General features: G+C 68.8%; 29 protein-coding genes. 10 read left to right on the top strand and 19 right to left on the bottom strand.

Going from position 1 to position 26869, the window contains the following annotated elements:
• Window positions 1-276: 276 nt before the first annotated feature.
• A complete protein-coding gene (locus K6T50_RS05365; protein WP_222608370.1) occupies window positions 277-1053 on the bottom strand; it encodes an enoyl-CoA hydratase/isomerase family protein in 777 nt (258 codons plus the stop codon).
• A 110-nt stretch (window positions 1054-1163) separates the two neighbouring features.
• On the opposite strand from K6T50_RS05365, the gene K6T50_RS05360 reads away from it, so the two are divergent.
• A complete protein-coding gene (locus K6T50_RS05360) occupies window positions 1164-1679 on the top strand; it encodes a DUF5797 family protein (RefSeq protein ID WP_222608369.1) in 516 nt (171 codons plus the stop codon).
• Window positions 1680-1737: 58 nt separating this feature from the next.
• Here K6T50_RS05360 and K6T50_RS05355 read toward each other — a convergent pair whose 3' ends face one another.
• Together K6T50_RS05355 and K6T50_RS05350 are read right to left on the bottom strand one after the other, a co-directional pair.
• The gene (locus K6T50_RS05355; RefSeq protein ID WP_222608368.1) at window positions 1738-2724 is read right to left on the bottom strand and encodes a DUF5787 family protein; all 987 of its coding nucleotides are present in this window, start codon (window positions 2722-2724) and stop codon (window positions 1738-1740) included.
• Window positions 2725-2827: 103 nt separating this feature from the next.
• Entirely contained in the window at window positions 2828-3289 is a 462-nt protein-coding gene (locus K6T50_RS05350; protein WP_222608367.1) for a bis(5'-nucleosyl)-tetraphosphatase, read from the bottom strand.
• Window positions 3290-3580: 291 nt separating this feature from the next.
• Between K6T50_RS05350 and K6T50_RS05345 the strand changes: the two genes are divergently transcribed.
• The 3 genes from K6T50_RS05345 (at window position 3581) to K6T50_RS05335 (ending at window position 5209) form a co-directional block, all read left to right on the top strand.
• Window positions 3581-3913 (top strand): uS10/mL48 family ribosomal protein, encoded by a 333-nt coding sequence (locus K6T50_RS05345; protein ID WP_222608366.1) that lies wholly within the window; start codon window positions 3581-3583, stop codon window positions 3911-3913.
• Window positions 3914-3938: 25 nt separating this feature from the next.
• Entirely contained in the window at window positions 3939-4637 is a 699-nt protein-coding gene (locus K6T50_RS05340) for a 2,5-diamino-6-(ribosylamino)-4(3H)-pyrimidinone 5'-phosphate reductase (RefSeq protein WP_222608365.1), read from the top strand.
• A gap of 236 nt (window positions 4638-4873) precedes the next feature.
• Window positions 4874-5209 (top strand): thioredoxin family protein, encoded by a 336-nt coding sequence (locus tag K6T50_RS05335; RefSeq protein ID WP_222608364.1) that lies wholly within the window; start codon window positions 4874-4876, stop codon window positions 5207-5209.
• A gap of 39 nt (window positions 5210-5248) precedes the next feature.
• Here the strand turns inward: K6T50_RS05335 and K6T50_RS05330 are convergent, their stop codons facing one another.
• The 3 genes from K6T50_RS05330 to hflX form a co-directional block, all read right to left on the bottom strand.
• On the bottom strand, window positions 5249-6064 hold the full coding sequence (locus K6T50_RS05330; RefSeq protein ID WP_222608363.1) for an inositol monophosphatase family protein: 816 nt from the start codon (window positions 6062-6064) through the stop codon (window positions 5249-5251).
• Window positions 6065-6179: 115 nt separating this feature from the next.
• On the bottom strand, window positions 6180-6320 hold the full coding sequence (locus K6T50_RS05325; RefSeq protein ID WP_222608362.1) for a hypothetical protein: 141 nt from the start codon (window positions 6318-6320) through the stop codon (window positions 6180-6182).
• Window positions 6321-6423: 103 nt separating this feature from the next.
• Window positions 6424-7764: a GTPase HflX gene (gene hflX / locus K6T50_RS05320; RefSeq protein ID WP_222608832.1), complete on the bottom strand. Its 1341-nt coding sequence runs from the start codon at window positions 7762-7764 to the stop codon at window positions 6424-6426.
• Between the two features lie 270 nt (window positions 7765-8034).
• On the opposite strand from hflX, the gene K6T50_RS05315 reads away from it, so the two are divergent.
• The gene (locus K6T50_RS05315; RefSeq protein WP_222608361.1) at window positions 8035-8376 is read left to right on the top strand and encodes an FUN14 domain-containing protein; all 342 of its coding nucleotides are present in this window, start codon (window positions 8035-8037) and stop codon (window positions 8374-8376) included.
• Between the two features lie 39 nt (window positions 8377-8415).
• On the opposite strand, the gene K6T50_RS05310 is transcribed toward K6T50_RS05315, so the two are convergent.
• The 9 genes from K6T50_RS05310 to K6T50_RS05270 form a co-directional block, all read right to left on the bottom strand.
• Complete coding sequence (locus K6T50_RS05310; protein WP_222608360.1) at window positions 8416-9141, bottom strand: ribosome assembly factor SBDS; 726 nt, start codon at window positions 9139-9141, stop codon at window positions 8416-8418.
• A 79-nt stretch (window positions 9142-9220) separates the two neighbouring features.
• Window positions 9221-9703, bottom strand: coding sequence for a cyclic pyranopterin monophosphate synthase MoaC (gene moaC / locus K6T50_RS05305; RefSeq protein WP_222608359.1), 483 nt, complete (start codon window positions 9701-9703; stop codon window positions 9221-9223).
• Window position 9704: 1 nt separating this feature from the next.
• On the bottom strand, window positions 9705-11150 hold the full coding sequence (locus K6T50_RS05300; RefSeq protein ID WP_222608358.1) for an NAD(P)H-hydrate dehydratase: 1446 nt from the start codon (window positions 11148-11150) through the stop codon (window positions 9705-9707).
• Between the two features lie 387 nt (window positions 11151-11537).
• Window positions 11538-12242, bottom strand: coding sequence for an MBL fold metallo-hydrolase (locus K6T50_RS05295; RefSeq protein WP_222608357.1), 705 nt, complete (start codon window positions 12240-12242; stop codon window positions 11538-11540).
• A 257-nt stretch (window positions 12243-12499) separates the two neighbouring features.
• Window positions 12500-13660 (bottom strand): acyl-CoA dehydrogenase family protein, encoded by a 1161-nt coding sequence (locus K6T50_RS05290; protein WP_222608356.1) that lies wholly within the window; start codon window positions 13658-13660, stop codon window positions 12500-12502.
• Between the two features lie 75 nt (window positions 13661-13735).
• Entirely contained in the window at window positions 13736-15586 is a 1851-nt protein-coding gene (locus K6T50_RS05285; protein ID WP_222608355.1) for a class I adenylate-forming enzyme family protein, read from the bottom strand.
• A gap of 121 nt (window positions 15587-15707) precedes the next feature.
• The gene (locus tag K6T50_RS05280) at window positions 15708-17825 is read right to left on the bottom strand and encodes a thermonuclease family protein (protein ID WP_222608354.1); all 2118 of its coding nucleotides are present in this window, start codon (window positions 17823-17825) and stop codon (window positions 15708-15710) included.
• Between the two features lie 96 nt (window positions 17826-17921).
• A complete protein-coding gene (mce, locus tag K6T50_RS05275) occupies window positions 17922-18308 on the bottom strand; it encodes a methylmalonyl-CoA epimerase (RefSeq protein WP_222608353.1) in 387 nt (128 codons plus the stop codon).
• A 38-nt stretch (window positions 18309-18346) separates the two neighbouring features.
• Entirely contained in the window at window positions 18347-20026 is a 1680-nt protein-coding gene (locus K6T50_RS05270) for an acyl-CoA mutase large subunit family protein (protein WP_222608352.1), read from the bottom strand.
• Between the two features lie 159 nt (window positions 20027-20185).
• Between K6T50_RS05270 and K6T50_RS05265 the strand changes: the two genes are divergently transcribed.
• Window positions 20186-20647 carry a CopD family protein gene (locus K6T50_RS05265; protein ID WP_225935378.1) on the top strand — a complete coding sequence of 154 codons (462 nt, stop codon included), beginning with the start codon at window positions 20186-20188 and terminating at the stop codon, window positions 20645-20647.
• 33 nt (window positions 20648-20680) lie between these two features.
• Here K6T50_RS05265 and K6T50_RS05260 read toward each other — a convergent pair whose 3' ends face one another.
• Window positions 20681-21361 (bottom strand): DNA methyltransferase, encoded by a 681-nt coding sequence (locus K6T50_RS05260; RefSeq protein ID WP_222608351.1) that lies wholly within the window; start codon window positions 21359-21361, stop codon window positions 20681-20683.
• 127 nt (window positions 21362-21488) lie between these two features.
• On the opposite strand from K6T50_RS05260, the gene K6T50_RS05255 reads away from it, so the two are divergent.
• Window positions 21489-22184, top strand: coding sequence for an O-methyltransferase (locus K6T50_RS05255; protein WP_222608350.1), 696 nt, complete (start codon window positions 21489-21491; stop codon window positions 22182-22184).
• A 208-nt stretch (window positions 22185-22392) separates the two neighbouring features.
• Here the strand turns inward: K6T50_RS05255 and K6T50_RS05250 are convergent, their stop codons facing one another.
• Window positions 22393-23151, bottom strand: a complete 759-nt coding sequence (locus K6T50_RS05250) for a 2-keto-4-pentenoate hydratase (protein WP_222608349.1) — start codon at window positions 23149-23151, stop codon at window positions 22393-22395.
• Window positions 23148-23612, bottom strand: a complete 465-nt coding sequence (locus K6T50_RS18885; protein WP_425601397.1) for a creatininase family protein — start codon at window positions 23610-23612, stop codon at window positions 23148-23150. Before K6T50_RS18885 ends, K6T50_RS05250 begins: the two co-directional genes overlap by 4 nt.
• Between K6T50_RS18885 and K6T50_RS05240 the strand changes: the two genes are divergently transcribed.
• The 3 genes from K6T50_RS05240 to K6T50_RS05230 all read left to right on the top strand — a co-directional run bounded on the left by K6T50_RS05240 (window position 23611) and on the right by K6T50_RS05230 (window position 25588).
• Entirely contained in the window at window positions 23611-24168 is a 558-nt protein-coding gene (locus K6T50_RS05240) for a hypothetical protein (RefSeq protein WP_225935377.1), read from the top strand. The two genes, K6T50_RS18885 and K6T50_RS05240, sit on opposite strands and share 2 nt — an antisense overlap.
• Before the next feature lie 3 nt (window positions 24169-24171).
• The gene (locus K6T50_RS05235) at window positions 24172-25128 is read left to right on the top strand and encodes a tyrosine-type recombinase/integrase (protein WP_222608346.1); all 957 of its coding nucleotides are present in this window, start codon (window positions 24172-24174) and stop codon (window positions 25126-25128) included.
• A gap of 172 nt (window positions 25129-25300) precedes the next feature.
• A complete protein-coding gene (locus K6T50_RS05230) occupies window positions 25301-25588 on the top strand; it encodes a hypothetical protein (protein WP_222608345.1) in 288 nt (95 codons plus the stop codon).
• Between the two features lie 172 nt (window positions 25589-25760).
• Here K6T50_RS05230 and K6T50_RS05225 read toward each other — a convergent pair whose 3' ends face one another.
• Window positions 25761-26660, bottom strand: coding sequence for a hypothetical protein (locus K6T50_RS05225; RefSeq protein WP_222608344.1), 900 nt, complete (start codon window positions 26658-26660; stop codon window positions 25761-25763).
• Window positions 26661-26869 lie beyond the last annotated feature (209 nt).

Raw genomic sequence — 26869 nt, 5'->3', positions numbered from 1 at the left:
CGGAGCGATTCACACACTCCAGCGTGGGAACCGAGCGGTGGCGGCTCCCCCATTCGCTGTGTTCGGAGCGGCACGAGGACCGCTCCGCCGACCGTCCGTCGTCTCGGTCGGTCACTTCGTTCACTCCTTCGACGACGCCTTACTCACGGGTCGCTTCGCTCTCGGCTCACTACGTTCGCCGCTCGCGTCGCGGTCTCGCCGTCGGCTCGACCGCGCGCTCCCCGTTCGTTCCGAGGCGCTCGGTCGCTCACTTCGTTCGCTTTCTCCCGCCTCGCCTTACTCGAATTCGGGGTCCCGCTTGTTCACGAACGCGTCCATCCCCTCCCGCTGGTCCGGCGTCCCGAACAGCCCCGAGAAGACGCGCTGCTCGTACTCCAGTCCGGCTCCCTGGTCCGTCTCGTAGGACTGGTTGATCGCCTCCTTGGCCGCCGCCACGGCGAACTTCGGCTGGGCCGCCAGATCGGCGGTCAGCTCGTCGATCCGGGAGTCGAGCTGGTCGTGGGCGACGACCTCGCCGACCATGCCGTACTCGTGGGCGTCGGTCGCGTCGATCCGGTCGCCGAAGAGGATCAGCCGCCGGGCGACCTCGTCGTTGACGAGTCGCGGGAGCCGCTGGGTGCCGCCCCAGCCGGGGACGATACCGAGGTCGATCTCCGTCTGGCCGAAGACGGCGTTCTCGGCGGCGACCCGGAGGTCGCACGCGAGCGCGAGTTCACAGCCGCCGCCGAAGGCGTAGCCGTTGACCGCGGCGATGCTGGGCGCGGGGAACGTCTCCAGCGACCGCGCGATGTCGTGGCCCAGCTCCGCGTACGCCTGCGCCTCGGGCGTGCCGAGGTCCTTCATGTAGGAGATGTCCGCGCCGGCGATGAACGCCTCCTCGCCCGCGCCGGTGAGCACGAGCGCGCGCACGTCGGCGTCCTCGGCCTCCGCGATGGCCGACCGGAGCGCCTCCAGCGTCTCGACGTTCAGGGCGTTGAGCTTGTCCGGGCGGTCGATCGTGATCGTGGCGATCTCCTCGTCGATGTCGAGGGTGACGGTGTCGGATTCGGGCACGGGCGTGGACTCGCGGCGTCGTCACCTAACCGTTTCCCCGGCGGCACTCCGCGATGTCGCGGACGCCGCAACCGGGAGGCCCAAATACCACCGCGGGGAAGCCTCCGGCGATGAGCGACCTCACCGACGAGGAACTGGAGCGACTCGCCGACGTGGTGCGGCTCCAGCCGACGAAGAACAGCGAGCTCGGCGACCGGTGGGGGATGGACAGCGGCAGCGACGTGCACAGCTACCTCGAAAACCACCTGCAGGACTACTACTACCGCGACGACAACAGCCTCATCCGAGCAACGAGCGAGGCAGCCGAACTCACCGGCGTCGAACCGGGCGTCGTCGACGACGAGGACGACCCGAACGCGGTGCCCGAGCGGATCACGGTCCCGGAACTCCACGCGCAGGTGTTCCGCGTCGTCGCCGACCACGACGAGCGCTCGGAGTCCGTCGTCTCCGTGCTGAACAAGGTCCGGGAGGAGTTCGGCGTCGACGCCGAGGCCGGCGACGTGCGCCGCGCGCTCCAGAGCCTCCGGCGCAAGAACGTCGTCGAGGTGATCTACCGCACCGTGCCGACGTTCAAGCTGGCGGTGCCGCGCGAGGACGTCGAGGTCGTCGTGAACGGCGACGCCTGAGGCGACTCACGAGTCGCCGACCGATCGCCCGATCATTCCTCGCCGACCGCCCGCCTGATCACTCCTCACCGACCGCCCGCCGCCGCTCCCGCGCTCGGCGCCGCTCCAGCAGCGCCCGGACCCCCTTCCCCGGGCCGCCCTCGATCGGCCAGCCGTTCGTCCGCCATTGCGGCGGCTCCGGCGAGAAGTCCGGGCAGCCGCCCTTGCACTCGGCGGCCGTCGGCACGCGTTCTTTCGCCGTGCAGTACGGAACGAGCGCGCGGCCCTCCCTGTGAAGCTCGAAGTGCCGGCAGTCGGGGCGCATCGTCTCGCGGAACGACCGCCAGCCCTTCCCGTAGGCGCGCTCGGCCAACAGCAGCCGGGTTCGGGGGTCGCCGTCGGCGGCGAGCGCGGTCGGGTGCCACACCACCTCGGCGGCGTCGGCGGCGACGCCCTCGGAGAAGTCGAACTCGACGACGCCGACCTCCACGGGCATGTCCTCCAACAGCGCCGGCGACACCCGGTCCCCGGTCGCCGAGGTCGCGACCCACACCTCGTCGGCGAGGCCGGCGTCCACGTCGTGACGGAGCTGGTCGGACAGCGCCGCGGCCGCGCTGGCGTCCAGATCCGGCTTGTTCTCGATCGCGACGACGCGCTCGACCCAGTCGGGGTACTCGCGCTTCCGGCGGAACTCGATCCGACCGTTCCGCCCGCCGCGCTTCTCGATCAGGTCGCGGCCGGCCGCGCGGTGGACGGCCTCGCGGACGTAGCGCCACGGGAAGCCGGGGTCGTCGAGCGCGTCGCGATACCAGGCGTACTCGCGTGGCGCGCCGCGGACGACCCGCAGGAGGTCCGAGTCGAGTCCGCGGTCGCCGAACGCGCGCCGCACGTCCAGCGCGTCGGGGTCGACCTCGACGACGACGGTGTCCCAGCGGCGCTCGCGGGTGCCGAGCTGTCGCGCGACGACGACCGGCCGGTCGTCCGCTGCGGGGTGCCAGGCGAGTTCGGCCCATCGGCTGACGAGCAGCTCGAAGGCGAACTCGCTGTCGCCGGCGCCCCGAAACACGTCAGCGACTGCGGCCGAGGTCGACTAACCGGTTTCGGTGTGCGCGGTCGCGCCGCTCGTCGGGGCGGCGGGGCGGATGGTGTCGGGGACGGGGACCGCGCCGTCAGGTCTCGCTGTCGAGGAGGTACCCCTCGGCCTCGGTCGCCTGGAGCTCGTCCAGGTAGTCGTGGGCCTGTTCGAGGATGTCGCGAGGGCCGTCCTGGGTGATGGTGTTGAGCGCCTGCTCGTAGTCGCGCCACTGCAGGTCGCGGTGTTCGGTCGACAGTTCCGCGGAGGCCTCGAACGAGTGGGCGATGAACAGGTGCACCGTCTTGTGGATGGTGTTCCCGCCCGCCTCGAACACGTAGTCGTACTCCTCGCGGAAGCCGTCGATGAGGCGGAAGTCCTCGACTCCCGCCTCCTCGGTCACTTCTCTGATCGCCGTCTGCTGGAGTTCCTCTTCCCCTTCGACCCCGCCCTTGGGGAACTCCCAGTCCCCGGGTCGGCTCTTCAGGAGCAGATACTCCCGTTTGCCGCGGGTGTCGCGGAAGAGGATGGCTCCAGCGCTAGTCGCTTCGACCGGCATTGGCGAACGGTAAGCCACCCCGGTTCAAGAGTATGTCGGAGCCGAGACCCGCCCATCTGCCGGAACGGCGCCTGTGCGGCCTCCAGCATCCGCGAAACCGGAGCCCGGTCGACGCGTCGCCGTGACGACATCGACGAGCGATCCGTAGACGACACCCAGATGGTCGCGAATGCACGCACTGCCCGCCGTGTGAGCGTTCCGCCGACTGTCGTGTGAGGTCCCCACGTGGCGCCGCGCGGGTAGATGCCCTTTTGGCGCTCGGGCGAAACAGAGTGGGTAGACCCTCAGCTCATGACCTTCGTAACCAAACTTCGGTTCCAAAGCGGGGACCGGGCCGCGCTCGACGACACCGTGAACGGCATCCGGGATATGCTCGAACGGAAAGGCGCCGAATGCAAGGGCCCCCACACCGAACCCTCCGAGCGCGTCCGCGTCCCGCTGTACGAGGGACTCTCCTCGGGCGACGAGCTCGGCGAGTGGTCGTTCGAGGTGTTCGCGCGCCGCCTGGAGATCCACGGAAACGACCACATCGCCCGCGAGGTCGGCCACATGGACTTCCCCGACTCCGTCCACGTCGAGATCCAGGTGGAGCAGAAGAAGCCCCTCGGGCACCGGCAGAACTGAGCCGCCGCGGAGCGACTTCAGCGCAGTGTACGTCCACGTCAACGCCGCCGTCTCAGTCGACGGGAAGCTCTCCTCGCGCCGGCGCGAGCAGGTCGAGATCAGCGGCGCCGACGACTTCGACCGCGTCGACCGGGTCCGCGCGGCCGCCGACGCCGTGCTCGTCGGGGTCGGAACCGTCCTCGCGGACGACCCGCACCTCACCCTCGACGAGGAGGACCGCCGCGTCCAGCGGCTTCGCAACGGCCGTCCCGGAAACCCGGCCCGCGTCGTCGCCGACTCGCGCGCCCGCACCCCGACGGACGCCCGGATCCTCGACGACGAGGCGACCACCTACCTGCTCGTGAGCGACGCGGCCGACCCCGACCGCCTGGACGCCCTCCGCGACGCCGGCGCCGAGGTCGTCGCGACCGGCGGCGACGATGGTGGCGGCGACGACGGCGAGAACGGCGACGACGGCCGCGTCGACCTCCGGGCCGCCTTCGACGAACTCGAACGCGAGGGGATCGAGCGCGTCATGGTGGAGGGCGGCGGCGAGGTGATCTTCTCGCTGTTCGAAGCCGGCCTCGTCGACGAACTCACCGTCTACGTCGGCTCGCTCGTGATCGGCGGCCGCGGGGCGCCGACCCTCGCGGACGGGGAGGGGTTCGTCGACGACTTCCCCGAACTCGACCTGACGGACGTGGAACGCCTCGATGATGGCGTCCTGCTCTCGTACGAGACTTGAAGTACGGTGACGGGACCACGCCGTCGCATGCGCTGAGAACCGCCGTCCGTCGCTCCGCGGGTGTGCGACTCACCGACGGACGCCGCCGCGAGTCGCCTGTCCGCCCATCCTATCCAGTCCACTCCTCAGCGACCGCGACCGCGACGGATCGACGCTGTGCTCGGGGGTTTCGCGGTCGTGCGCGACGCCGACATTCGTGTGGAACGGTTATCACGCGCACTCACCAACCGACTGGTATGAGTAGCCAAACTCCCGCCGGGGAACCCATCCACATCGAGAGCGAGGACCAGTTCACTGAACTGACGAGCGAGGGGATCGTCCTCGTCGACTACCACGCCGACTGGTGTGGCCCGTGCAAGATGTTGGAGCCGACGATCGAGGAGGTCGCCGCGGAGGTCGATGACCTCACCGTCCTCAAGGTCGACGTCGACGAGTTCCAGGGGCTCGCGGGCGAGGCCGGCGTCCGGGGGATCCCCGCGCTCCAGTTCTTCGCGGACGGCGAGGAGGCCGAGCGCCTCGTCGGCGTGCAGGAGAAGGAGGACATCTTGCGCGTGGTCGAGTCGCTCCGGTAGATCGAGCGCCACCTCCCCGCACAGGTCGCGACTCCCGTCTCACGTCTCGGGATCGAACGTCTCGACGAGCATGTCGTGCGCCTCGCCGTTCGAGGCGATCAACCCCCGTGAACCGGGGCGCCAGCGGTTGCCGTACACGTCGGTCGCCCTGCCCCCCGCCCGTCGGACGAGGTGGACACCGGCAGCGGTGTCCCAGTCGTTGAGCTCGACCGTCGAGACGGTCGCCTCCAGCTCGCCGGCCGCCACACCCGACAGCGCCGCCTGCGCGCAGCCGAACCGCCGGAGGTCGCCGAACTCCGCGAGCACGGTGTCGACGACGGCCGACAGTTCCCGCCGATCCGACCGCGACACCCCGAAGATCGGGTTGACGAGGAACGACTCGAGGTCGGTCTCGTCGCTGACGGCGGCCGTGGTGTCGTTACGGCTTGTCCGCCCCGCGCCCGCGGCATACAGGTCGTCGGTCGCGGGCGCGTAGTTCGCGGCGGCCACGGGGTCGCCGTCGCGGCAGACCGCGACGCTGGTCATCCAGACGCGGTTGCCGGCGACGTAGTTGTTCGTGCCGTCGATCGGGTCGACGACCCAGGCGACGCCCTCCTCCGGCACCGTCTTCAGCGCGTCGTCCTCCTCGCCGACGACCGCGTCGTCGGGGTATCGCTCGCCGATGAACTCGAACACGCGCTTCTGGACGGCGCGGTCGACCGCGGTGACGGCGTCCATCGAACCCTCGGCTTTCGTCTCCACGTCGAGCGACGTGCGGAAGGAGTCGAGCGCGACGGTTCCTCCGTGCTCGGCCGCGGCAACGGCGGCGTCGAGCCTGTCGTCGATATCCGTCGGTGTCGACGGCTGATCGGTCATACCCGTCGATCGGCCGCCCGGTACAAGCCTCGGTCGATCCGTGCGGAGCGGCGGGGCTCGTTCCCGGCCATCGCCCGGGCGGCGTTCTTCCGCTAGACGGCCGCGTCGCCCACGCTCAGTCCACGCGACCGATCGCGACGTTGTGGCCGGCTGCGTTCTCGTGATCGGCGGCGAGACGTGTCGCGTCGCGCTCGGAGTCGCTCAGGAGCTCGGTTGGACAGTCGCGGCAGACGACGTGGAACCTGTGATCGCGCATCTCGGTCCCGGCGTTGGCGGGATACCTGTTTGGTATCCGCCGGCTAACGGGACCAAGCGTGTCGAAAACGAGAGGTTCATCTCGTGGTCGGAGGCGGCGACGACTACGGCGATTCGACCGACTCCGGCGGCGCCTGGCTGTCGAGGTCGGCCGCCCGCGAGCGCGCCTGCTCGACGACCGAGGGCGGCGCCTCGAACTCCAGGTCCACCTGCGTGGCGTCGTACTCCTCGCGTTCGACGTGGCCGTTATCGTGGACCCACGAGACGAGGCTCATCGCGTCGTCCGACAGCGGGAGCAACAGTCGCTCGCGCTTCCAGTCGGGGAGTTCGGCCTCGACGCGCTCGCGGAGGTCGTCGACCCGGTCGCCGGTCAGGCCGGAGACGCACACCGGATTCGGCGCCAGCGCGGACAGCGCCTCGCGTTTGCGGCGGAGCTCCTCGTCGTCGAGGCGGTCGACCTTGTTGAACACCGTGACGATGGGCGCCTCGTTTCGCTCGTACAGCGTGTCGTGGGAGGTGACGAGCTTCTCGCGCATCTCCTCGACGGGCTCGCTGGCGTCGACGACGAGGAGCACGAGGTCGGCGTGGTACACCGACTGCAGCGTCGACTTGAACGACTCCACCAGCCAGTGCGGCAGGTCGGAGATGAACCCGACCGTGTCGGTGAGCAACACGTCCCGCTTCCCGGTGTTCGCGCGGCGGGTCGTCGTCCCGAGCGTCGTGAACAGCTGGTTCTCGGACTCGGCCGTCGAGTCGATATCCGGGTGTTTCTCCGCGTTCTCGTCGACGTCGAGGTCGTCCGCGAGGCGTCGCAAGAGCGTCGACTTCCCGGCGTTCGTGTACCCCGCCAGCGCGACCAGATCGAAGCCGGACTCCCGGCGGCGCTCGCGGCGCTTCTCCTCGGTTTCCGCGATCGCGTCGAGCTCGTCCTTGATGCGGCTGATCTGTGCTTTGATGTCGTGCTCGCGCGACTCGTCGTACTCGCCGAGCCCCATGAACCCGGGGCGCTCGTCGCGCTTCGCGAGGCTCGCCTTCACCTCCGCGCGCGGCAGCTCGTAGCGCAGCTCCGCCAGCTCGACCTGTAGCTGCGCCTTGCGCGTCTGCGCGCGCTGGCCGAAGATATCGAGGATGAGCGTGAAGCGGTCGACGACCTCGACGCCCTCGGGGAGCTTCGACCCGATGTTGAACGTCTGGTACGGGCCGACCTCGTTGTCGACGATGAGGACGTCGGCGTCCTCGCGGGCGACGAGCCGTGCGAGTTCGTCGGCCTTCCCCTCCCCGAAGTGGTACGCCGGGTCCTGATCCCGGGTCTGCGTCAGCGACGCGGTCACCTCGTAGCCGGCGGCGCGGGCGAGCTCGGTGATCTCCGTCAGGTCGGCGCGTCCGCGGTCGAAGCGCTTCGCGACGACCGCGGTCGGCGCGTCCCCGGTGCGACGGTCAGGGATGGCCGGCCCCCACCTCGCGGTTCGAAACGTCGGACGGCTGTGCGTGCATACGCGCGAGTACGCGGTCGGAGGACTTCAATTCCGCGCCGGCGTCGTCGGGTAGTCGACGCCGCAGTCGTGCGATCGATCCGGGACGACAGCCCGGCGGTGTCGTTGGTGGCGTTGGTGGCGTTGTTGCCGCCGGCGTGGGCGGATGACTGATAACGTGATCACTATCGTGTAGCCGTTCGCCCCACAAACGACTTAACCGGGGACGGCCCACACCGCGGTATGCCAGGACCGGAACTGCTCGCACAGTTGGATATCGACCCCCGGCAGCTCGGCTTCGAGCTGGGGACGGGGGCCGTCATCGGGGGGATCATCGGGTTCGCGGCCAAGAAGATCGCGAAGCTGATCGCGGTGATCGTCGGGCTGGAGCTCGCGCTGTTCAAGTTCCTCGAATCCCGTGGAGTCCTGACGGTGAACTGGGACAAGCTCGGCGGCGCGTTCGAGTCGCTCGGCAGCGCCGCGACCGCCGAGACGCCACCCACGTGGGTCGAGACGATCCTCTCCACGCTGTCGGTGTCCGCGGGCTTCACCGGCGGCTTCTTCGTCGGCTTCAAGCGGGGATGATCTCCCCACGGCGGGTTCGGTTCCGGTCGTGACGCGTCGCTAGCGGCGACTGATCTCGTCTTCCTCCTTCACGACGCGCGTGTCCGCCTCGCCGCTGGACACCTCGTTCACCAGGTCGTAGAAGTCGTTCTGCAGCCCCGCGGGGAACGTGACGACGCCGACCCACGAGCCGTCGCTTTGCCACTCCTCGCGCTCCAACTCCCCGAACTCGCGCACCTTCGCCTGCCCGGAGCCGGCGTAGTCGGCGGGCAGCTGCACCGCGATCGTCACCTCGTCGAACCGGATCGGGATGACCGGCCGGAGCGCCTCCAGCGCGTCGTCGATCTGGTTCTCGACGGGCTCCATCGGCTCGACGGTGAACCCCGCCTCCTCAAGCGCGCGCTCGATGCGCTCGGGCGGGTGAGGCGCGTCGTCCATCTGCGGGTTCACCGCGTTGCGCGTGATCCGGTTGACCAGCTGTTTGTGCTTCTGTTCGAGCATCTCCTTGCGCTGCTCGGCGGTGATCTGGATCTCCCCGCGCTTGACGACCTCCGGGATGATCTCCATCGCGTCGGTCGTGCCGAACACCTCCTCGACGTCCTCCTCGGGCGGGCGGTCGCCGCGGGAGGCGTTCTCGAAGACGTCCTCGGCGGCGATCACGTCCTCCAGGTCGCCCTCGAACTCGCCGCGCTTGATCGCCAGCGCCGCGTCCGGGTCGATGAGCACCTCGAATCGTGTGCCGTGCGACTCCAGTCTGGCGGTGACGGCCTCGTCGAGTGATATCATGGATGGTGGTTCCGCGGCCGTGACTAAAAGGTATCCGGCGGACGCAATCGGGCCGGCGCGACACCCGCGGCGCTCGGGATCACTCCAGCACGGTCTTGTCCTTCGTCACGACTTCCACGTCCGTGATCCGGGTGTTCGGGTAGCCGCCGGTTGCGTCCTTCTCGGCGGCCTTCACCATGTCCCAGACGACGTTCAGGCCGGTCGTGACGCCCTCGAGCGCCTCCATCTCGCAGCCCGTCTTCCCGGTCGTCTCGACGGCGACCTCCAGGTCGATGCGCTCCTCGTCCACCTCGAAGTCGGTGTCGACGTTCGTGATCGGGATCTGGTGGCACATCGGGATCGTCTCCCAGGTGTGTTTCACCGCCTGCACCGCGCCGATCCGCGCGGTCGCGAGCACGTCGCCCTTCTTCACCTCGTTGCCGCGGACGGCCTCGACCGTCGACTCGGTGAGGTGGATCGTGCCGCGCGCGACCGCCCGCCGGGCGGAGTCGGGCTTCTCGCCGACGTTCACCATCTGCACGTCGCCCGCGTCGTCGGTGTGTGTGAGGTCGTCGTCGCTCATGTCACACCTCTTCGTCGCGGAGGGCTTGTGGGATCCGGTCCGGGAGATCAGAGGCCGCGAGACCGTTCCCGTACTCCGCGGCGGCGTCGTCGCCGGCGCGTCCGTTCGCCCACGCCGCGAGCGCGGCCGCCTGCAGCGTCGAGCCGATCTGTGCGGCCAGCGCGCCCGTCACGCCCGCGAGCACGTCGCCGGTCCCCCCGACGGTCATCCCCGGGTTGCCGGTGCGACCGACGCGGGTCTCCTCGCCGTCGCTGACCACGTCGTACCGGCCCTTCACGAGCACCGTGTGGCCGAGATCGCTCGCGAATTCCGTGACGAGGTCGGCTCGCTCGCGCCAGTCGGCGGCGGTCTCGCCGCCCATCTTCCGCAACTCCCCCTGGTGGGGCGTGCAGATCAACTCGGCGTCGGTGTGGACCCCGGGGGCGACCTGCAGCGCGTCGGCGTCGACGACCGCGCGGCCGTCGTAGCCGGCGAGGAATTCGGCGACGGCCTCCAGGGTCGCGTCGTCGCTGCCGAGTCCGGGACCGAAGACGACCGCGTCCTGGTCGGCCGCGCGATCGAGGAGGTCGTCGACGTGTCGCGGCGCGAGGCGGTCGCCGTCGAACCCGCGGACGATGAGGTCCGGCCCGTACCCCTGGATCTCGCGGGCGACCGGGGCGGGACAGGCGACCCGGACGAGGTCGGCGCCGGCGCGCAGCGCGGCGCGGGCGGCGAGCGCGGGCGCGCCGGTGTAGGGACCGCCGCCGACGACGAGCACCTCGCCGTTGTCGCCCTTGTGGGAGTCGGCGTCGCGGTCGAGCGCCAGCAGGTCGCCCGGGCCGACGAACGTCTCGGCGGCCGACGGGATGCCGATGTCCGCGACCGTCACGTCGGCGGCGAGGTCCGCGAGCCCGGGCTTGTCGTCGTGGAAGGTGACGACCGCGTCGGCGTCGACTGCGGTGCCGGCGGCCGTCCCCGTGTCGGCGTCGACGCCGGAGGGCACGTCCACGGAGACGACGGGCACGTCGGCGGCGTTGAGCCGGCGGGCGACCGTGGCTTCGGGCTCCCGGAGCGCGCCCGTCACGCCGGTGCCGAGCATCGCGTCGACCACGAGGTCGGGGTCGTGATCGTCGAGGTCGAACTCGCGGGAGTCGGTGACCGTTCGAGTCGGGAGGTCGCTCTCGGCGATCGCGTCCCAGTTCTCCCGGGCGATGTCGGTGCGGATCGTCTCGGGTCGACCCAGCAAGACGGTCTCGGTGTCGAACTCGTCGAGGAAGCGCGCGGCGACCATCGCGTCGCCGCCGTTGTTCCCGCGACCGCACACCATGAGAACGCCGTCGCCGGGATCCGCCCGCTCGCGGACCGCGCGGGCGACGGCGTTGCCCGACGACTCCATCAGCTGTTTCGTCGAGACGCCGAGCGCCGCGGCGTTGCGGTCGACCATCGCCATCCGCTCGGAGGAGATCATGTGTCGGGTCCGTGTTCGGCGGGGAGGGCGTAAAGCGCGGGGGTGAACTCCCCGAGACGGGACGCCGGTTCGGACGTTCGGACGGCCGCGTTCGCGGCGAGGCGTGTCGTGAACGGACCGGCGACTCGTGCCGGCGGGCCACCGGTCAGGCGACCGGTGCGCGCTCGAACGCGGGGGTCCGCGACAGCGAACGGCGGACGAAGGAGTCGCGGGCACAGCGCGTGTGACATCGCGAAGCCGGGGGGCTCGGGGAGTTCATGCCGCAAGTTCTCACCGGGAGCGATCGAGGGGCGTTCCGCGCCCCGTTCGAGCCGGATACGCTCGGCGTGTGTTCGGGGGAATCACGGGATAGGACGGTACTGCGATCGATCTATGCCGAGATCTGGGTTAGCGTGCGAGGGCGATCGCCGTGTCAATCTCCCCTCGCCAAGGGTCCCCGTGACCGGGGAGGAGGGTCACCGTTCCCAGTCCCCCGAGGCGAGCGAGCGACTCCGCGGCTTCGGCGTGGTCCTCGTCGGCCGGACCGAGCAGTTGCGGGTCCCCCTCCCGTTGGGTGAAAATGTTCCGGGTGGCGAGGACATCGCCACAGAAGAGGGTGTCGCGGTCCTCGACGAACAACGCACACGACCCGGGGGTGTGACCGGGCGCAAAGATCACACGCGGCTCGCCCGGCACAGGCAGGGTCTCCCCGGGGACGAGCGGGTCGACATCGGGAACCGGATCGACGGATCTGACGCCGTTTCGGAGCATTTCGATCGCGTAGGCAGCAAAGCGTGGCCGCCAAAGGTTCCGCAGGTACCAGCCGGGTGGGCTCTGAGGGTGACTTCGAAGGAGGGGTACGTCGTCCGGATGACAGTAGACGGGAACGCCCCGGTCCGCCAGGATCCGGGCGAAGCCGACGTGGTCTACGTCCGCGTGTGTCAGCACGACCCCGGCTATGTCGTCGAGTTCGTGGCCGGTTCGATCGAGCCAGTCGACGAGTTGGGGCCAGTGGTCGGGGAGGCCGGCGTCGACGATCGTCAACCCCTCGTCGGCTTCGAGGACGTACCAGTTGATCCGGCGTGAGCCGAACCGGTAGACGCCCTCGACCACCTGACGATCCGCGACGTGGGTCTCCTCACGTGTCGAGGGCATCGTGTGGTAACACTACGCACACGGGATAGATAGGTGTTCGCGTCCGATCCCGGAACCGGCGGATCCGGCGGGTTCGTCCGCCGAACCTGCCGGGAACGGAAACCACTCTGGTAGAACCGGATCGCTCCCACCTGGACTGCCCCGGAGCTGGCACCGATGGGACTCGTCCCGTCGCACCGACCACCCTCTCGAAGGGTCCGATCGGACAGTCCGTTCTACTGCGACTGCCGGTACACGAGGTTGCGCTGCACCTCGCTGGCGCCCTCGTAGATCACCGGGATGCGTACGTCGCGGTACACGCGGGCGATGCGGCGCTCGGTGAGGATCGAACGCCCGCCGTGCAGCTGCATCCCCCGCTCGGCGCAGTCGACGGCCGTCTCCGTCGACTTGAGCTTCGCCATCGCGGCCCACAGCCCGGCGTTGTCGCCCTCGTGGAGCTTCTCGGCGGCGCGCCAGTTGAGCGATCGGGCGGCCTCGAACTCCGTGCGCATGTCCGCGAGATCGTGCTGGACTGACTGGAACTCCGAGATGTTCCGGTTGAACGCCTCGCGGTCGTGAACGAAGTCCCACGCCTCCTCGATGGCTGCCGCGGCGAGGCCGATGCCGTGGCCCCCGACGACGACGCGGCCGTGGTTGAAGAAGTCCGCGAGCATGTAGAAGCCGCCGCCCTCGGCGCCGATGAGGTTCTCCTCGGGCACGAAGCAGTCCTCCATGACGATGTGGCCCTGCTTGGACGCGCGCATCCCCATCTTCTCGGGGATGTGCTCGGCCTCGTAGCCGTCGCGGTCAGTCTCGACGATGAACAGCGAGTAGTTGCCGTAGCGGTCCTCGGAGTCCCCGGTCTTCGCGTAGACGGTGAGCCAGTCGCCCTCGACGGCGTTGCCGACCCAGTATTTCTCGCCGGTGAGCTCGTAGCCGCCGTCGACCTTCTCGGCCTCGGTCGTCATCCCCGCGAGGTCCGAGCCCGTCTGCGGCTCCGACACCGCGAGCCCGGAAATCTGGTCGCCCTCGGCGACGGGGCGGACGTACTCCTCACACTGCTCGTCGGAGCCGTAGTCGTAGACGAGCTCGTTGCCGAAGGAGGCGAGCATCAGCGTCAGCCCGATGCCGGCGTCCGCGCGGTAGAACTCCTCGGCGATCGCGAGCAGCTGATAGATGTCGAGCCCGCGGCCGCCGTACTCCTCGGGGATGTCCTGGCCGACGAGCCCGGCCTCCTGGCCGGCCTCCAGCACCTCCCACGGGTAGTCGTCGGCCTCGAAGTGTTCCTGGGCGACCGGCGCGATGTGCTCCTCGGCGAACTCGCGCGCCTCCCGTTTCACGTCGTGTGCGTGCTCCGGAACCAGCGACTCGTCCAGCAGACCGAGATCCGTGTTCATGGTTCCCACTCGGGAACCCCCGACCATAACCTCCGTGGAACGGTCGACCCGAGGTTTCGCGTTTACGGAGCGGGGCTACTTCTCGTCGTCGGGTTCCTCGTCCCCGTCTGCCCCCTCGGTATCGTCCCCACCGCCGTTATCGTCGGCGCCGGCGGCCTCATCGACGCCGGACCCTCCATCGACGTCGCCCAGGTCGTCCGGACCGGCCGGGCCGTCCGACTCCTCCGCCTCGGCCTCCGCGTCCCTGGCGCGTTCGAGCCGGTCCCGCACGGTCGGTCGCTCGACGGTCCCGGAGACGGTCCGGGGGAGTTCTTCGGCGAAGGCGACCGTGCGCGGGATCTTGAAGCCCGCCAGCCGCTCGCGACAGAACGACTCGACGGCCGCGGCGTCCAGGTCCGGATCGGGGTTCCCCGCGGGGACGACGAGCGCGGCGACGCGCTCGCCCCACTCGTCGTCCGGGAGCCCCTCGACGGCGACGTCGTCGACCTCGGGATGCTCGCGGATCGCCGCGGCGACCTCCCCGGGGTCGACGTTCTCCCCGCCGGAGATGATCCGGTCGTCGAGGCGGTTGAGCACGTACACGTAGCCGTCCTCGTCGCGGTAGCCCACGTCGCCCGTGCGGAGCGCGCCGTCGTCGGTCAGGGCGTCGTCGGTCGCGGCCGCGTCGCCGTAGTACCCCGCGGCGATCGACGGGCCGGAGACGACGAGCTCCCCCGTCTCGCCCGCCGGCAGCGCCGCGCCGTCCCCGTCGCGGACGGACACGTCCGTCCACAGCAGGGGCCGGCCCACGGTGCCGACGCGGTCGAACGCCTCCCGGGGGCGCGCGGTCGCGATCTGGGAGGCGGCCTCGGTCATCCCCCACGTCGGGTGGACCGGCACCGAGAAGTCGCGACACCGTTCGATCAGCGCGTCGGGCGCGGGCGCCCCGCCGAGCAACACCGTCCGCAGGGAGTCGGGGAGCGTCCCGCGGGCGTCGAGCATCCGCGAGAGCATCGTCGGCACGAGCGAGACGCCGGTCACGTCGTACCGGCGGATGTCGTCGACGGCGCCGCCGGGGTCGAACGACTCCCGGAGGACGACGCTCGTCCCGTACAGCGTCGCCCGGTACAGCGGCATGATCCCGCCGGTGTGGTGCAGCGACAGCGTCGCGAGGTAGCGGTCGTCGGGGAGGACGCCAAGCCGGAACGCCGAGGCGGTCGCCGACGCGAGCACGTTCCCCATCGACAGCGGCACGAGCTTCGGGTTCCCGGTCGATCCCGAGGTGAACAGCATGACGAGCGTGTCGCCGCGACCCCAGCGAACGGCGGGTACCTCCCCGTCGGGCGCGGCGTCGATGCCGACGACCCGGTCGTCGTCCGGGTCGTCGAGCGAGACGACCGGAACGGGCGAGTCCGCCGTCGCGCCCTCCTCCCCCTGGTCGCCGCCGCGCTCGTCCACCCGCGCGGGCTCGAAGCCGTCGACCGACCGCCAGCCCGTCGCCGTCGCGTCGGCGTCGCTTCCGCCGGGGGTGCCCTCGTCGGCGTCGCCCTCGCCGGGGTCCTCCTCGTCCGCGTCGCTTCCGACGAAGGGGTCGCCGAGGGCCGCCGCGACGGCGACGGCCTCGGTATCGTCGCCGCACACCAGCGCCGTCGCGTCGGCGGTCGCGAGTTTCGGTGCCAGTTCCGCGGCCGTGAGCCGATCGGAGCAGGGGACGAGCCGGACGCCCAGCCGCATCGCCGCGTGGACGAGCGCCACGTATTCCATCCGGTTGCCGAGGACGACCGCGAGGTGATCCCCCGGCTCGATGCCCAGCCCGGCGAACCGGGCCGCCAGCGCCTCGACGCGGGCGTCGAGGTCCGCGTACGTCAGCGACTCCCCCGAGGCCGCCAGGACGAGCGCTTCCGCGTCCGGCGTGGCGGCGACCCGGTGGGAGAGCCAATCGCGCATGGAACCCGGATGTACCCCATCCCACTACCCTCTTTCCATCGCTAGGGGGGCGTCGACCGAACGCCGGGGCGACCGCCGAGCCATCGCCGCGGTTTCCGGGACCGCCGTCCTCGCCGGCGACTCACCCGAACAGGGCGCCCGCCAGCGAGTCCTCCTCGCCGTCCTCGCCGCGGCCGCGACCGTGACCCTTGCCCTCGTCCCGATCGCGCTCGCTCCCGAGCACCGGCGGCTCGACGGCCACGTCGTTCGTCACGGGGAGGTCCGGACGCCCGGCGTTGGCGCTCGCGTCGTCGACGGCGCCGGCGCCGAGCGCGAGGTCGGCGTCGAGCGCGTCGAGCAGCCCGTTGACGCGTTCGCGGTCGGCCGCGCGGCCGGCGAGCACCACGACGGCGCCGCCGCCGCGGGCGTACCGGCGCAGCGCCGCCAGTTCCGCGTCGGCGTAGTCCTCGGTCGGCGCGGAGACGACGACCGCGCGGCCGCGGGTCAGCTTCCGCATCGACGCCAGCTCGTTGTACTGCGTGAAGCCGGTGTCGAGCCCCTCGAGATACCGCTGGAAGTAGGCGGCGTCCTCGGCGCTCACCGACTCCTCGGCGGCGAACTGCCCGTGCCCGCCGTCGATCAGCACCTCGCCGGCGCGCGCGGTGAGGTCGTCCACCACGCCCGTGGTGAACTGGTAGGCGTCGTACGCGTCGGGGTCGTCGACCGGCGCGTCGGGGCCGTCGTAGTCCTCGCCGATCGTCTGTGCGCCCACGAGCGCGACGCTCGCGCCCTCGTCGACGGCCGCCAGCGGCGCGCCGGGAACCGAGGCCGACTCGCCCGCGCGAGCGACGACCGCCGCCCCCTCGCCGGCCTCGATGGGCGCCGCCCGCGGGAACAACACCTTCTCGACCCGGGAGGGCCGCGTCGGGGCGGACGCGTCGGGGTCGCTCCCCTCCCACACGCCGAGACCGCGCTCGCGGGCCGTCCGCTCGACCTCGATGAACGCGTCGTGGTTCGTGAGGCCGGAGTCGTACACCCGGGCGTAGCCGCCGGCGACCGCGCGGCGGTTGTAGCTGTCGTCGCGGGAGCCGTCGCCGTCGGCGTCGTACCGGAGGTAACACAGCAGCCGGCCGAAGTCGCCGCGGGCGCCCTCGGCGGGGTCGAACGAGAGGTCGACCGTCGCGCCAGACAGCTCCCCGCGCGCCCACGTCGCCGACGCCTCGCCCTTCGAGAGGAGGTACTCGATCGAGTCGATCCCCTCCCACTCGGCGGGGAGTTCCGGGTCGGCGGTCGTCTCCGGGGTGTCGATCCCGAGCAGGCGCACCGTATCGAAGTAGTCGGGCGCGCCCGAGCGCGGGATGCGCACGTCGACGGTGTCGCCGTCGGTCACCTCCACGACCTCCGCGGTGTACGTCCGGGAGGTGTCGACCTCGAAGCCGAGCCCCTTCCGGTCGGCGAACAGCTCGGGGTAATCGGCGTCGAACCGCGTCGTCGTCGGGACGAAGCCGACGCCCGCGTTGTTCGTCCCGTCGATCACCTGGTCGTCGTTGAAGCGGAACGCCAGATCGAGCGCCCCCGCGATCTCGTTGAGGTTGTCCGTCGCGTCGAAGTTGCCGAAGTCCGACTGGTCGAACAGCAACAGGCCGCCGCCGTCGGCGACGAACGCCGCGAGCGCGTCGAGCTCCTCGTCGGAGAACCCCTCCGACGGCGAGGTGACCACCGCGGCGTCGGCCCTCGACAGCGCCGCGGCGAAGTCGCCGTCGGTGCCCGTCGCCTCGAAGGCGTAGCCGTTGAGCTCGGCGTACTGGATGAACGCGGTGTGGGCGTCGGCGTCGTAGAACTGCCCGTGTGTCTCGTCGAAGGCGACCGTCCCCGACCCGGCGACGCGGTCGAGCGCGTTCAGGACGACCTCCTCGTTCCCGTAGAGGAAGTCGGTGCCGTTCTGGACGACGGGCGCGCCGAAGGCGACCACGTCGCCGTCGACGCCGGCCAGCGGGATCGGCCGGTCGTCCGGGTATTCCACGGCGTCGCCGTCGCCGTCCTCGTCGACGGTGACCGCGGTCGGCTCCGCGCGCACCGCGACGAAGTCCGCGTCGGCGGCCGCGGGCGTTCCGTCTGCCGCCAGCAGACTCGCCGTCGAGTCGAAGAGGAGTTCGTCCACCCGATCGCTGTCCGTCGTTTCCGCGCGCGCGCCGGTCGAGCCGACCGCGAGCGCCCCCGCGCTCGCGCCGACCGCGCCGAGGAAGTTGCGTCGTCGCACGGATGAACACGACCACTACCCGACAATAATCTTACCGGCAGTGAAGTACAAATAACAGGGATCGGACCGTGTGACAACCGTTCCCGATCGGGCGCCTCAGTGCTCGACGAACTCCACCAGCACGCCGCCGGTGTCGCGCGGGTGCAGGAAGGCGACCTCGTGGCCCCACGCGCCCGGCCGCGGCTCGTCGTCGATGGACTCGATCCCGAGGTCGCGAGCGCGGTCGAGCGCGCCTTCGATGTCGTCGGTCGCGAACGCGAGGTGGTGGATCCCCGGCCCGTTGCGGTCGAGGTAGCCGGCGATCGTCCCCTCGTCGCCGAGGGGTTCCAGCAGTTCGAGATAGGAGCCGCCCAGTTCGAGGAAGACGACCGCCATCCCGTCGAACTCCTCCTCGTGAACGATCTCACAGTCGAGCAGATCCGCGTACAGCGCGGCGAGTTCGGCCGCGTCGTCGGTCGCGATCCCGGCGTGATCGAGGCGCATACCCGGCGGGTACGGCGCGCGGAAGGTAAAGGGGGCGTCTACTGCCCGGGCTTGTACTCGCCGAACTCCTCGCGCATCACGTCGGCGATCTCGCCGACCGTCGCGTACGCCTTCACCGCGTCGACGATGTGGGGCATCACGTTCGCGTCGCCGCGGCAGGCGTCCCGCAGCGACGCGAGCGCGTCCTCGACGGCTTCGTCGTCGCGGTCGTCGCGGAGCTCGTTCACCCGGTCGATCTGCGCCTGTTCCTCCTCCTCGGACACCTCCTCGAGGTCGACGTGGGCGTCCTCCTCCTCGACCTCGTACTCGTTGACGCCGACGATGACCCGCTCGCCCTCCTCGATCTCGCGCTGGCGCTCGAAGGCGGTGTCCTGGATCTGGCGCTGGACCCACTGGCTCTTCACGGCGTCGAGCATCCCCCCGCGGCGGTCGACCTCCTCGAGTATCTCGAAGGCCTCCTCCTCGATGCCGTCGGTGAGGTCCTCGACGTAGTAGCTGCCCGCCAGCGGGTCGATCGTGTCGGCGGCGCCCGACTCGTGGGCGAGGATCTGCTGGGTGCGAAGCGCCGTCCGGACCGACTGCTCGGTCGGCAGCGACAGCGCCTCGTCCTTCCCGTTGGTGTGGAGGCTCTGGGTGCCGCCGAGGACGGCCGCGAGCGCCTGGTAGCCGACGCGGACGACGTTGTTCTCGATCTGCTGGGCGGTGAGCGTCGACCCGGCGGTCTGGGTGTGGAACTTCAGCTGCTTCGACTTGGGGTTCTCCGCGCCGAATCGCTCCTCCATGATCTTCGCCCACATCCGGCGGGCCGCGCGGAACTTCGCCACCTCCTCGAGGATGTTGTTGTGGGCGTTGAAGAAGAACGACAGCTGTGGCGCGAACTCGTCCACGTCGAGGCCGGCGTCGACGGCCGCCTGCACGTACTCGATGCCGTTGCCGAGGGTGAACGCGATCTCCTGGGCGGCGGTGGAACCGGCCTCGCGGATGTGGTACCCCGAGATGGAGATGGTGTTGAACTTGGGGGTCTCGTTCGCGCAGAACTCGAAGATGTCCGTGATGAGCCGCATCGACGGCTCCGGCGGGTAGATGTAGAGGTTTCGCGCGATGTACTCCTTCATGATGTCGTTCTGGATGGTGCCGCGCAGCTCCGCGCGGTCGACGCCCTGGCGGTCGCCGACGGCGACGTACATCGCCAGCAGGATCGAGGCGGGCGCGTTGATCGTCATCGACGTGGACACCTCATCCAGCGGGATGTCGTCGAACACGCGCTCGAAGTCCTCCAGCGAGTCGATGGCGACGCCGGACTTCCCGACCTCGCCGGCGGCCATCGCGGCGTCGGAGTCGTAACCCATCTGGGTGGGCAGGTCGAACGCCATCGACAGCCCCGAGGAGCCCTGGTCGATGAGGTACTGGAAGCGCTCGTTCGTCTCCGCGGCGGTGCCCATCCCGGCGTACTGGCGCATCGTCCACAAGCGCCCGCGGTGCATCGTCGGGTAGACGCCGCGGGTGTACGGCTCCTCGCCGGGGAACCCCACGTCCTCCTCGTAGTCGAGGTCGGACACGTCGTCGGGGGTGTACAGCCGTTTCACCTCCTGGCCGCCGGTGTCGGTGGTGAACTCCTCCTTTCGCTCCCCGAAGCGGTCGAGCGTCGGGGAGAGGGTCTCCTCCTCCCACTCCCGCTTGCCCTCGCGGATCGATTCGAGGTCGTCGGGGTCGAACATGCCTAACGCCTCGTCGGCCTGCGGCTTAAGCGAGGGGGAGACGGAGCTCCGATAGCCCCCAAGTGGCGACGACCGAGGCGACGACTGAAGCGCCGACGGCGGCCGCGACCGTCGCCGCGGCGTGTGGGATTTATGCGTCTGCCGTGGGTGGGATCGCTCGTGCAAGTCGCTCCGATGCAAGCCGCGCTCACCGCGGCGTACGTGTTCCACACCCTGTTCGCCGGCCTCTGGGTCGGCGCGGTCGTCCTCACCGCCTGGAAGGTCATCCCGCTCGCGAGGGACGGCGACGCGAGCCCGGAGCTACTCGGCAGCGTCGTCTCCGGCGTCTCCACGATCACCCGCGTCGGCGCGATCGTGTTCGTCGCGACCGGCGGTCACATGGCCGCGACGGTGTACGGTGCCGAGGGGCTGTTCGCGCCGCCGCGCGGACACGTCGTGCTCACGATGCTGACGCTGTGGCTCGTCATGACCGGACTCGTCGAGGTCGGAGGAAGCAAGGTCCGCTCTGCGCTCGAACAGCGCAAGGTCCGGACCGCCGCACGCGACGCCGGCACCTTCTACAACGCCGCCGCCGTCGTCGGGTTCGTCCTGCTGGTGCTCGGCGGCTACCTCGCGGCCTGACGGCGACTCGCCCGGTTCACTCCGTCGCTCAGCTCACTCCGCCGCCCGCTTCTCGAACACCAGACAGTACGAGTGGTCGAACCCGTAGCCGTAGCGCCCCGCCGTGCCCTCGTACCCCTCTCCCTCCCACTCGATCACGACCTCGCCGTCGAACCGAAGCACGTCGCACACACGGTCGGCCACGTCGAACGCCAGCGGGGTGACGTGCTCGCCCTCGCGGACGTTCACGATGTCGATCACGACGGTGCCGCCGGGGACCATCGCAGAGGCGACGCCGCGGAACGCGGCTTCGATGTCGTCGAGGTAGTCGGCGTACGTGCTCTCGCCCTCGTAGTTCTCGAAGGGATTCAGGTCGATCGTGTGGGTATCGAACGGCGGCGACGTGAAACAGCAGTCGCACGGGGGGAACCACGACCCGTCGAGGTCGAGCGTGCTCGCGTGACGGACCTCGCCGCCGTGGTCGTCGCCGAGGCGGTCGCGGATCGCGGCGACGCGGTCGGCCTCGTACTCGACGCCGACGGGAACCCGACCCAGGCGTTCGGCCACCGTCAGCGTCGTCCCGAACCCCGCGAACGGGTCGAGCACGCGGTCGCCGGGGTCGGTGTACTCCCGCAGAAACCGCTCGACGAGCACGTCGGGCGTCCGAACCTCGTCGTCGTGGCCTGCGGGGAGCGGATCGCGGTGGCCGAACTCCAGCGTGAGGTGGGTGTCCATCGCCTACCGGCCCCGCACGAGCGAGCGACATAACTCCCACGGCGGCCCCGCGACCGGTCCACGTGACTGACCAGGGGTCCCCCACTCCGGCGTCGGGATACAAGTCGACCGCCGTCGATCTTCCCGCATGGTACTCACAGACGAGGTCTCCCGGTTCGTCCGCGCGACCGGCCCCGAGCACACCGACGTACAGGCGGGGATGGCCGCGTTCGCCGACGAGCACGACTTCCCGAACATCGGCCCGGAGTCGGGCGCCGTCCTCCGCCTGCTCGCGCGCCTCACCGACGCCGAGACCGTCTTCGAGTTCGGCTCCGGGTTCGGCTACTCCGCCTCGTGGTTCCTCCGCGGCGGCGCCGAGCGCGTGATCCTCACGGAGTTCGACGCCGACGAACTCGACCAGGGCCGGGAGTTCATGACCGGCGCGGGGCTCGCCGACCGCTGCGTCTTCGAGGGGGGCGACGCGATGGAGACGATCGAACGCTACGACGGTCCCTTCGACGTGGTGCTCGTCGACCACCAGAAGGAGCGCTACGCGGACGCCTTCCGCGCCGTTCGCGACAAGATCGCCCCCGGCGGCGTCGTCGCCGCGGATAACATCATGCGCGGCCCGATCGACTTCGACGCGCTACTGGCGGCCGTGGAGGGTGACGACGGAAGCCACAGCGACGCCGACGCCGACGGCGGCGCGGCCGCGCTCGACGCCGCGAACGAGCAGACCCGCGGCATCGCCGCCTACCTCGACGCGGTCTGCGACGACGACGCATTCGAGACGACGGTGCTCCCCGTCGGTTCCGGACTCGCCGTGAGCACGAAAGTCGATTAGCGGATCAGTCAGGCGTCGAGACGAGCGTTCAAATACCGAACCGGCACCAGCCCCCGCATGCGCTGAGAACCGCCCCGTCGCGTGAAGCGGGTGTGCGACACGCCGCGACGGGAACGAGTCCGGACCCTCCGACGGACGACGGGAGGGACAGCGGGGCGGTGGGGCGCGCCCCGAGTCCCGCACCGACAGCGGGTGTCGCCTGTTCGCCCTACCGAACCCGGAGATCGACGCTCCCGAGCGACGCGAACGTCGCGACCGCGGTCTCCCCGGGGGCGACGGGAACCGGCTCCGTCAGCGACCCGGTCGTGACGAGCGTGCCGGCCGGGAGGCCGTCGACCGCGTCCGCGAGCCATGCGAGCGCCGCCAGCGGGTGTCCGAACACGTCAGTGCCGACGCCCGAGTCGACCGGGTCTCCGTCGACGCGGAGCGTTACCGCCTCGTCGGCGAGCGCGAGGTCGGCGGGATCGATTCCCTCGCCGAGAACGAGTCCCGCGTCGAGGCAGTTGTCCGCCACCGCCAGCGGCGCGTCGAACTCCCACCCGGTCCGGCTGTCGACCACCTCGATCGCCGGGACGACCGCGGTCACCGCGTCGCGGACGCGGTCGCGTGAGGCGTCGGCCGGGAGGTCGGAACCGAGCCGGAACGCGATCTCCGGCTCGATCCGCGGGTCGACGAACTCCTCGGCGTCGACGGTCGCCGGCGAGGACCGGACCGTCCCATCGAGCACCCGGCCGTATCCCGGTTCGTCGACCGACAGGTCCCGACGGACGCGTTCGTTCGTGAAGCCGATCTTGTAGCCGACCGGCTCCCCGCGCCTGTCCCGCACCCGGTCGACGAGACGCTCCTGAACCCGGTAGGCGTCGGCCGTCGAGTCGACGCTCGGGAGCGTGTCTGGGGTGATGGACGAGGCGGTCGCGTGCGCGTCCGCGAGCGCCGCCGCCAGCTCCTCGGCCGTCGCGTCCTTCATCGGCGGCTGCCGGGCTGTGGATCCACGTGCGATTTCGGCATGAGGTCCGCGAACGGCTGGTCGTCGATCCACTCCAGCAGGTGGACGAGCTGGTCGGTCGCGGCCTCGAACAGCTTCTCCCCCTTCTCGGGCGTTGCGTCGGTCTGGTCGCCGAAGACGCCGTTCCCGGAGTTGTCCGCCGAGTCGTAGAAGGTCCGCGCGCCGTTGGTCCGGAGGTTCGCGTCCGCGAGATCGACGATTCCGCCGTCGCGGGCCGACTCCAGTTGATCCGTCCGGACCAACTCCTCGGCGATGTGCATGATCATCGCCGTCTCCTTCGGGCCGCCGTGGGGGCCGTTGTGCTCGAACACGTCCGAGACGAGGTCCGGGATCGATTCATTCCACATCCACTCGGCGTAGTTGGGAACGTACGTAGGACGTATATACGACCACCCAGTAGTACTACCCGGTAGTACCACCATGTCCGAAAACCAGCGTTTCAACCTCCTACTGTCGCCCGACCAGAAGGAGCAGTGGGAGGAATACGCCGCCGAGAACCCCAACGTCGACTCGTTGAGCCACCTCGTCCGGCTCTCCGTCCAGAAGGAAGTCAACGGCCAGCACGCGCCAGCCCGCGGCAGTACTGACAGTGAAGTCGCGGCACAAGTGTCTGAACTCATTTCAGAGGCTCACACGACGAACAACCGGCTTCAGAGCCTTGAAGCCCGCCTCTCAACCATCGAGCAGGCCGTACAGGAAGATCCCGAAGTGACCGAGCTGGCGAATGAGGTCTTCACGATCCTCCCCTCGAAGGCCCAGATCGAGGAGTACAACGCTCCCGAACAGTCCCTCCCGGCGAAGCTCCCCGAGGAACAAGGCGGCCCGATCGCCTATTCCGGACGTGTGGCCGACGTCGCCGCGCTCACGGACAGCAACGAGCTACAGGTGCAGCGGGCACTCGACAAGCTCCAGTCCAACACGGCCCGCGTCCACCACGACGACGGCCACGACGAACGGCGCTATTACAAGGAGGTGTGACCGATGGACCCGCTCATCGAGGACTACCTCTCCGATGTGGAAGCATCGAAGGCGTACGGGACCTACGAGAATCGGAAGTCAGATCTGCGTATCTACCATGACTGGCTGGACAAGCACGACTTGGAGGTCACCGAGGTCGGGAGTCGTGACATCCACCGTTTCCTCCGTGAGCAAGGCAAGAAGTTCTCCAACTCGACCGCAGCCAGCCGGCATGACTCGGTGAAGCTGCTGTACGACTTCCTCGCCGGCGTGTGGGATATGGTCGAGGAGTCCCCGTTCGAGGACCTCAAGCGGAGCAACTACACCAAGAGCACCGGCGGGAAGAAGCACCAGACCGACGATATCGTGTACGTCACCCCGGACGACAAGGAGGCGATGGCCGAACACGTACCAACCCCCACACTTCGGAACGAACTCATCCTCCGGCTGCTCTACCAGACTGGTGTTCGACGGGGTGAGCTGGCGATCATCGAGATCGACAACATCGACCGTGAGGCTCGCTCGATCCGAGTGTACGCACCGAAGACCGACGAGTGGCGGATCGTGTACTACCAGCCCTCCCTCGACTTCCTGCTGACCCAGTGGATGGATAGCGGCTACCGGAGCGCGTACAAGCCCGCCGAGGAGTCCCCGTACCTCTTCGTGTCCGAGCGAGCCGAGCGACTCAGTGACCACGCTATCAACCAGATCGTGAAGAAGGCCGCCGAGAACGCCGGGATACAGGACGTCATGTACACCGACGGAGGCGGACAGAAGCGCCACCGGATCACAGCACACGCCTTCCGGCACGGTCACGCCGTCCAAGCGATCAAGAACGACATCGACATCCGCCGGCTGCAGCTTCATCTCGGCCACGAGAAGATCGACACGACCCAGCAGTACCTCCAGTTCAAGAACGAGGAGGTGCAGGCCGCTATGAAGAAGTTCAACCCGTCCCCGGAAGGTCCGGAGACGGCCTGAGTACAGCTTCCACGTTCTCGGTGCGACGTTGGCGCGACGTCGGCTCCGATCCTGTTCCGCGTGGTTGTCACCGTAGCTGATCAACCCCCGCCTTAGAACCGAAGCTACGGCGACGATGGATCTGGGGCGCTCTACTGAATATTATTTACCGGCCCCTGCTCAAGCGAGGGTTATGCCCGTCACCGTGTCCGACCTTCGGGAAACCCTGCCCGACTTCGACGCCGTCGACGTGGACGACGAGATCGCCGTGAACGGCACGACGTACACCGTGCTCGACAAGGAGACGTACTCCCCGGGACCGGGTGAGTCCACGTTCACCCTATCGCTCAGCGGCGACAACGGCACCCACGTCCTCACATGGAACGAAGCGCACACCGTCGAGGTCGTCTGGATCCACGAGCAGGGCGCAGATCCGATGACCGACGGGACCGAAGTCGAGAGCATCGAGTACCACGGTTGACTGCGGACACGGTGGAGATCTGAAACGGCGTGCGTGTGAGACCGCTGTGGTAGGTCCTGAAGGGCTCGTTCTCAAGTACACCCTCTCGACAGTTGCTCTACTTCGAGTGGACCTACCCTTCCCCAGATCTGGGAGTTACTCTGTAGGGGTCGTTTTTAGATATTAAACGAACTTACTCTGCCGGTAGGTTGCCTTCTGTGTCACCGTCTAGTTCCGTATCAGGACTCTCTGGAAGCTCAATCCGGTCCTCAGACACCTCCTGCCAGAGGTGGTACAAAACGACAAACAGCCCAATAACCCATGACGCCCCGACTATTGTTGGCTCAACCCAAGGCTGCAACTGAAGAATAGTCCGGTCGATCGCCCTGAAAAAGTAGAAGAGAAGCGGCACTCCAACAGAGAACACGATTGGAGCTGCTACTGCGGCCAGCGTATTGCGATACTGTCTGGGGTCGAGCGATTCGTGACGGTTGACTAATTTTGTTCGCTCACCCTGTAAAGAGCGGATCTCTGTCATAGTCTGGATCCATCGCCGATATGCACGGTTAAACCGCTGATTTCGGTGAATCTTCCATTCATGTTCGATCTGATTGTTGCTGGCGATGATTGCCGCGTCTGGTGGTATGGAGGGCGTTGGACCCATCAAACCAGTTGGCTCAAGCTCATCACGTACATCGTCAATACGCCGTTCAAGCTCTTCATAGTGGTACTCGTTCGGTGCCTCATTGAGGAAGCCACGGAGTGCAGCCTCCATTTCTGTTTTTGACACTGAATCAGCGTCTGGGTTCCATTCTGAACCGACGTACGAATCGATAAAGGAGTCAACATCGTCTTCAGCAGTCTGACGAGCCTCAATCGCTTCTTCTTCCTCGCGGATTTCTTCCATCTCTTCCCTGAACTGCTGGTATTGAGTGTCCAAATTTTCTAAACGTGCGTCGATAGCTTCGATCCGTTTTTCAACACGCTCCCGTTGGGTGGAAAGATTCGCGAGGTTGCTGGCTAATAGTGCTGCGAGAATTCCGATGAAGACACTTGCAGCGCTTGCAAGTGCAGCATAAAGACCAGTCACCATGACCCCGTAGTTGGCCACCCAGCAAATGAAATTTTTGAGGAATCTCTTCAGGTATAGCAAACGCAACCGATTCCAACCACGATATTAGGTTTCAGAAGAGTCTCTGTGTTCTTCCACGACTTCCCGAAAGATCTGCGTGAGGTGTGGCTTCTTGCGTGAGAGCCACCCCTCGATCTCGGATAGTCGACGCGGGATCGGTTGGCCAGTCA

It is taken from the genome of Halobaculum magnesiiphilum (genome assembly GCF_019823105.1).
GTDB classification, from domain to species: domain Archaea; phylum Halobacteriota; class Halobacteria; order Halobacteriales; family Haloferacaceae; genus Halobaculum; species Halobaculum magnesiiphilum.
The sequence above is the reverse complement of the archived record's forward strand: the minus strand, read 5'-3'. Positions and strand labels throughout refer to the sequence as shown.

What these genes read in the sequence shown, in the direction of transcription:
- K6T50_RS05250 (WP_222608349.1), bottom strand. Translation starts at nt 23,151, where the DNA reads ATGAAGGACGCGACGGCCGAGGAGCTGGCGGCGGCGCTCGCGGACGCG.
- K6T50_RS05315 (WP_222608361.1), top strand. Translation starts at nt 8,035, where the DNA reads ATGCCAGGACCGGAACTGCTCGCACAGTTGGATATCGACCCCCGGCAG.
- K6T50_RS05345 (WP_222608366.1), top strand. Translation starts at nt 3,581, where the DNA reads ATGACCTTCGTAACCAAACTTCGGTTCCAAAGCGGGGACCGGGCCGCG.
- mce (WP_222608353.1), bottom strand. Translation starts at nt 18,308, where the DNA reads ATGCGCCTCGATCACGCCGGGATCGCGACCGACGACGCGGCCGAACTC.
- K6T50_RS05260 (WP_222608351.1), bottom strand. Translation starts at nt 21,361, where the DNA reads ATGGACACCCACCTCACGCTGGAGTTCGGCCACCGCGATCCGCTCCCC.
- K6T50_RS05255 (WP_222608350.1), top strand. Translation starts at nt 21,489, where the DNA reads ATGGTACTCACAGACGAGGTCTCCCGGTTCGTCCGCGCGACCGGCCCC.
- K6T50_RS05310 (WP_222608360.1), bottom strand. Translation starts at nt 9,141, where the DNA reads ATGATATCACTCGACGAGGCCGTCACCGCCAGACTGGAGTCGCACGGC.
- K6T50_RS05235 (WP_222608346.1), top strand. Translation starts at nt 24,172, where the DNA reads ATGGACCCGCTCATCGAGGACTACCTCTCCGATGTGGAAGCATCGAAG.
- K6T50_RS05270 (WP_222608352.1), bottom strand. Translation starts at nt 20,026, where the DNA reads ATGTTCGACCCCGACGACCTCGAATCGATCCGCGAGGGCAAGCGGGAG.
- K6T50_RS05240 (WP_225935377.1), top strand. Translation starts at nt 23,611, where the DNA reads ATGTCCGAAAACCAGCGTTTCAACCTCCTACTGTCGCCCGACCAGAAG.
- K6T50_RS05225 (WP_222608344.1), bottom strand. Translation starts at nt 26,660, where the DNA reads ATGGTGACTGGTCTTTATGCTGCACTTGCAAGCGCTGCAAGTGTCTTC.
- moaC (WP_222608359.1), bottom strand. Translation starts at nt 9,703, where the DNA reads ATGAGCGACGACGACCTCACACACACCGACGACGCGGGCGACGTGCAG.
- K6T50_RS05360 (WP_222608369.1), top strand. Translation starts at nt 1,164, where the DNA reads ATGAGCGACCTCACCGACGAGGAACTGGAGCGACTCGCCGACGTGGTG.
- K6T50_RS05230 (WP_222608345.1), top strand. Translation starts at nt 25,301, where the DNA reads ATGCCCGTCACCGTGTCCGACCTTCGGGAAACCCTGCCCGACTTCGAC.
- K6T50_RS05290 (WP_222608356.1), bottom strand. Translation starts at nt 13,660, where the DNA reads ATGAACACGGATCTCGGTCTGCTGGACGAGTCGCTGGTTCCGGAGCAC.
- K6T50_RS05285 (WP_222608355.1), bottom strand. Translation starts at nt 15,586, where the DNA reads ATGCGCGATTGGCTCTCCCACCGGGTCGCCGCCACGCCGGACGCGGAA.
- K6T50_RS05330 (WP_222608363.1), bottom strand. Translation starts at nt 6,064, where the DNA reads ATGACCGATCAGCCGTCGACACCGACGGATATCGACGACAGGCTCGAC.
- K6T50_RS05350 (WP_222608367.1), bottom strand. Translation starts at nt 3,289, where the DNA reads ATGCCGGTCGAAGCGACTAGCGCTGGAGCCATCCTCTTCCGCGACACC.
- K6T50_RS05335 (WP_222608364.1), top strand. Translation starts at nt 4,874, where the DNA reads ATGAGTAGCCAAACTCCCGCCGGGGAACCCATCCACATCGAGAGCGAG.
- K6T50_RS18885 (WP_425601397.1), bottom strand. Translation starts at nt 23,612, where the DNA reads ATGGTGGTACTACCGGGTAGTACTACTGGGTGGTCGTATATACGTCCT.
- K6T50_RS05325 (WP_222608362.1), bottom strand. Translation starts at nt 6,320, where the DNA reads ATGCGCGATCACAGGTTCCACGTCGTCTGCCGCGACTGTCCAACCGAG.
- K6T50_RS05300 (WP_222608358.1), bottom strand. Translation starts at nt 11,150, where the DNA reads ATGATCTCCTCCGAGCGGATGGCGATGGTCGACCGCAACGCCGCGGCG.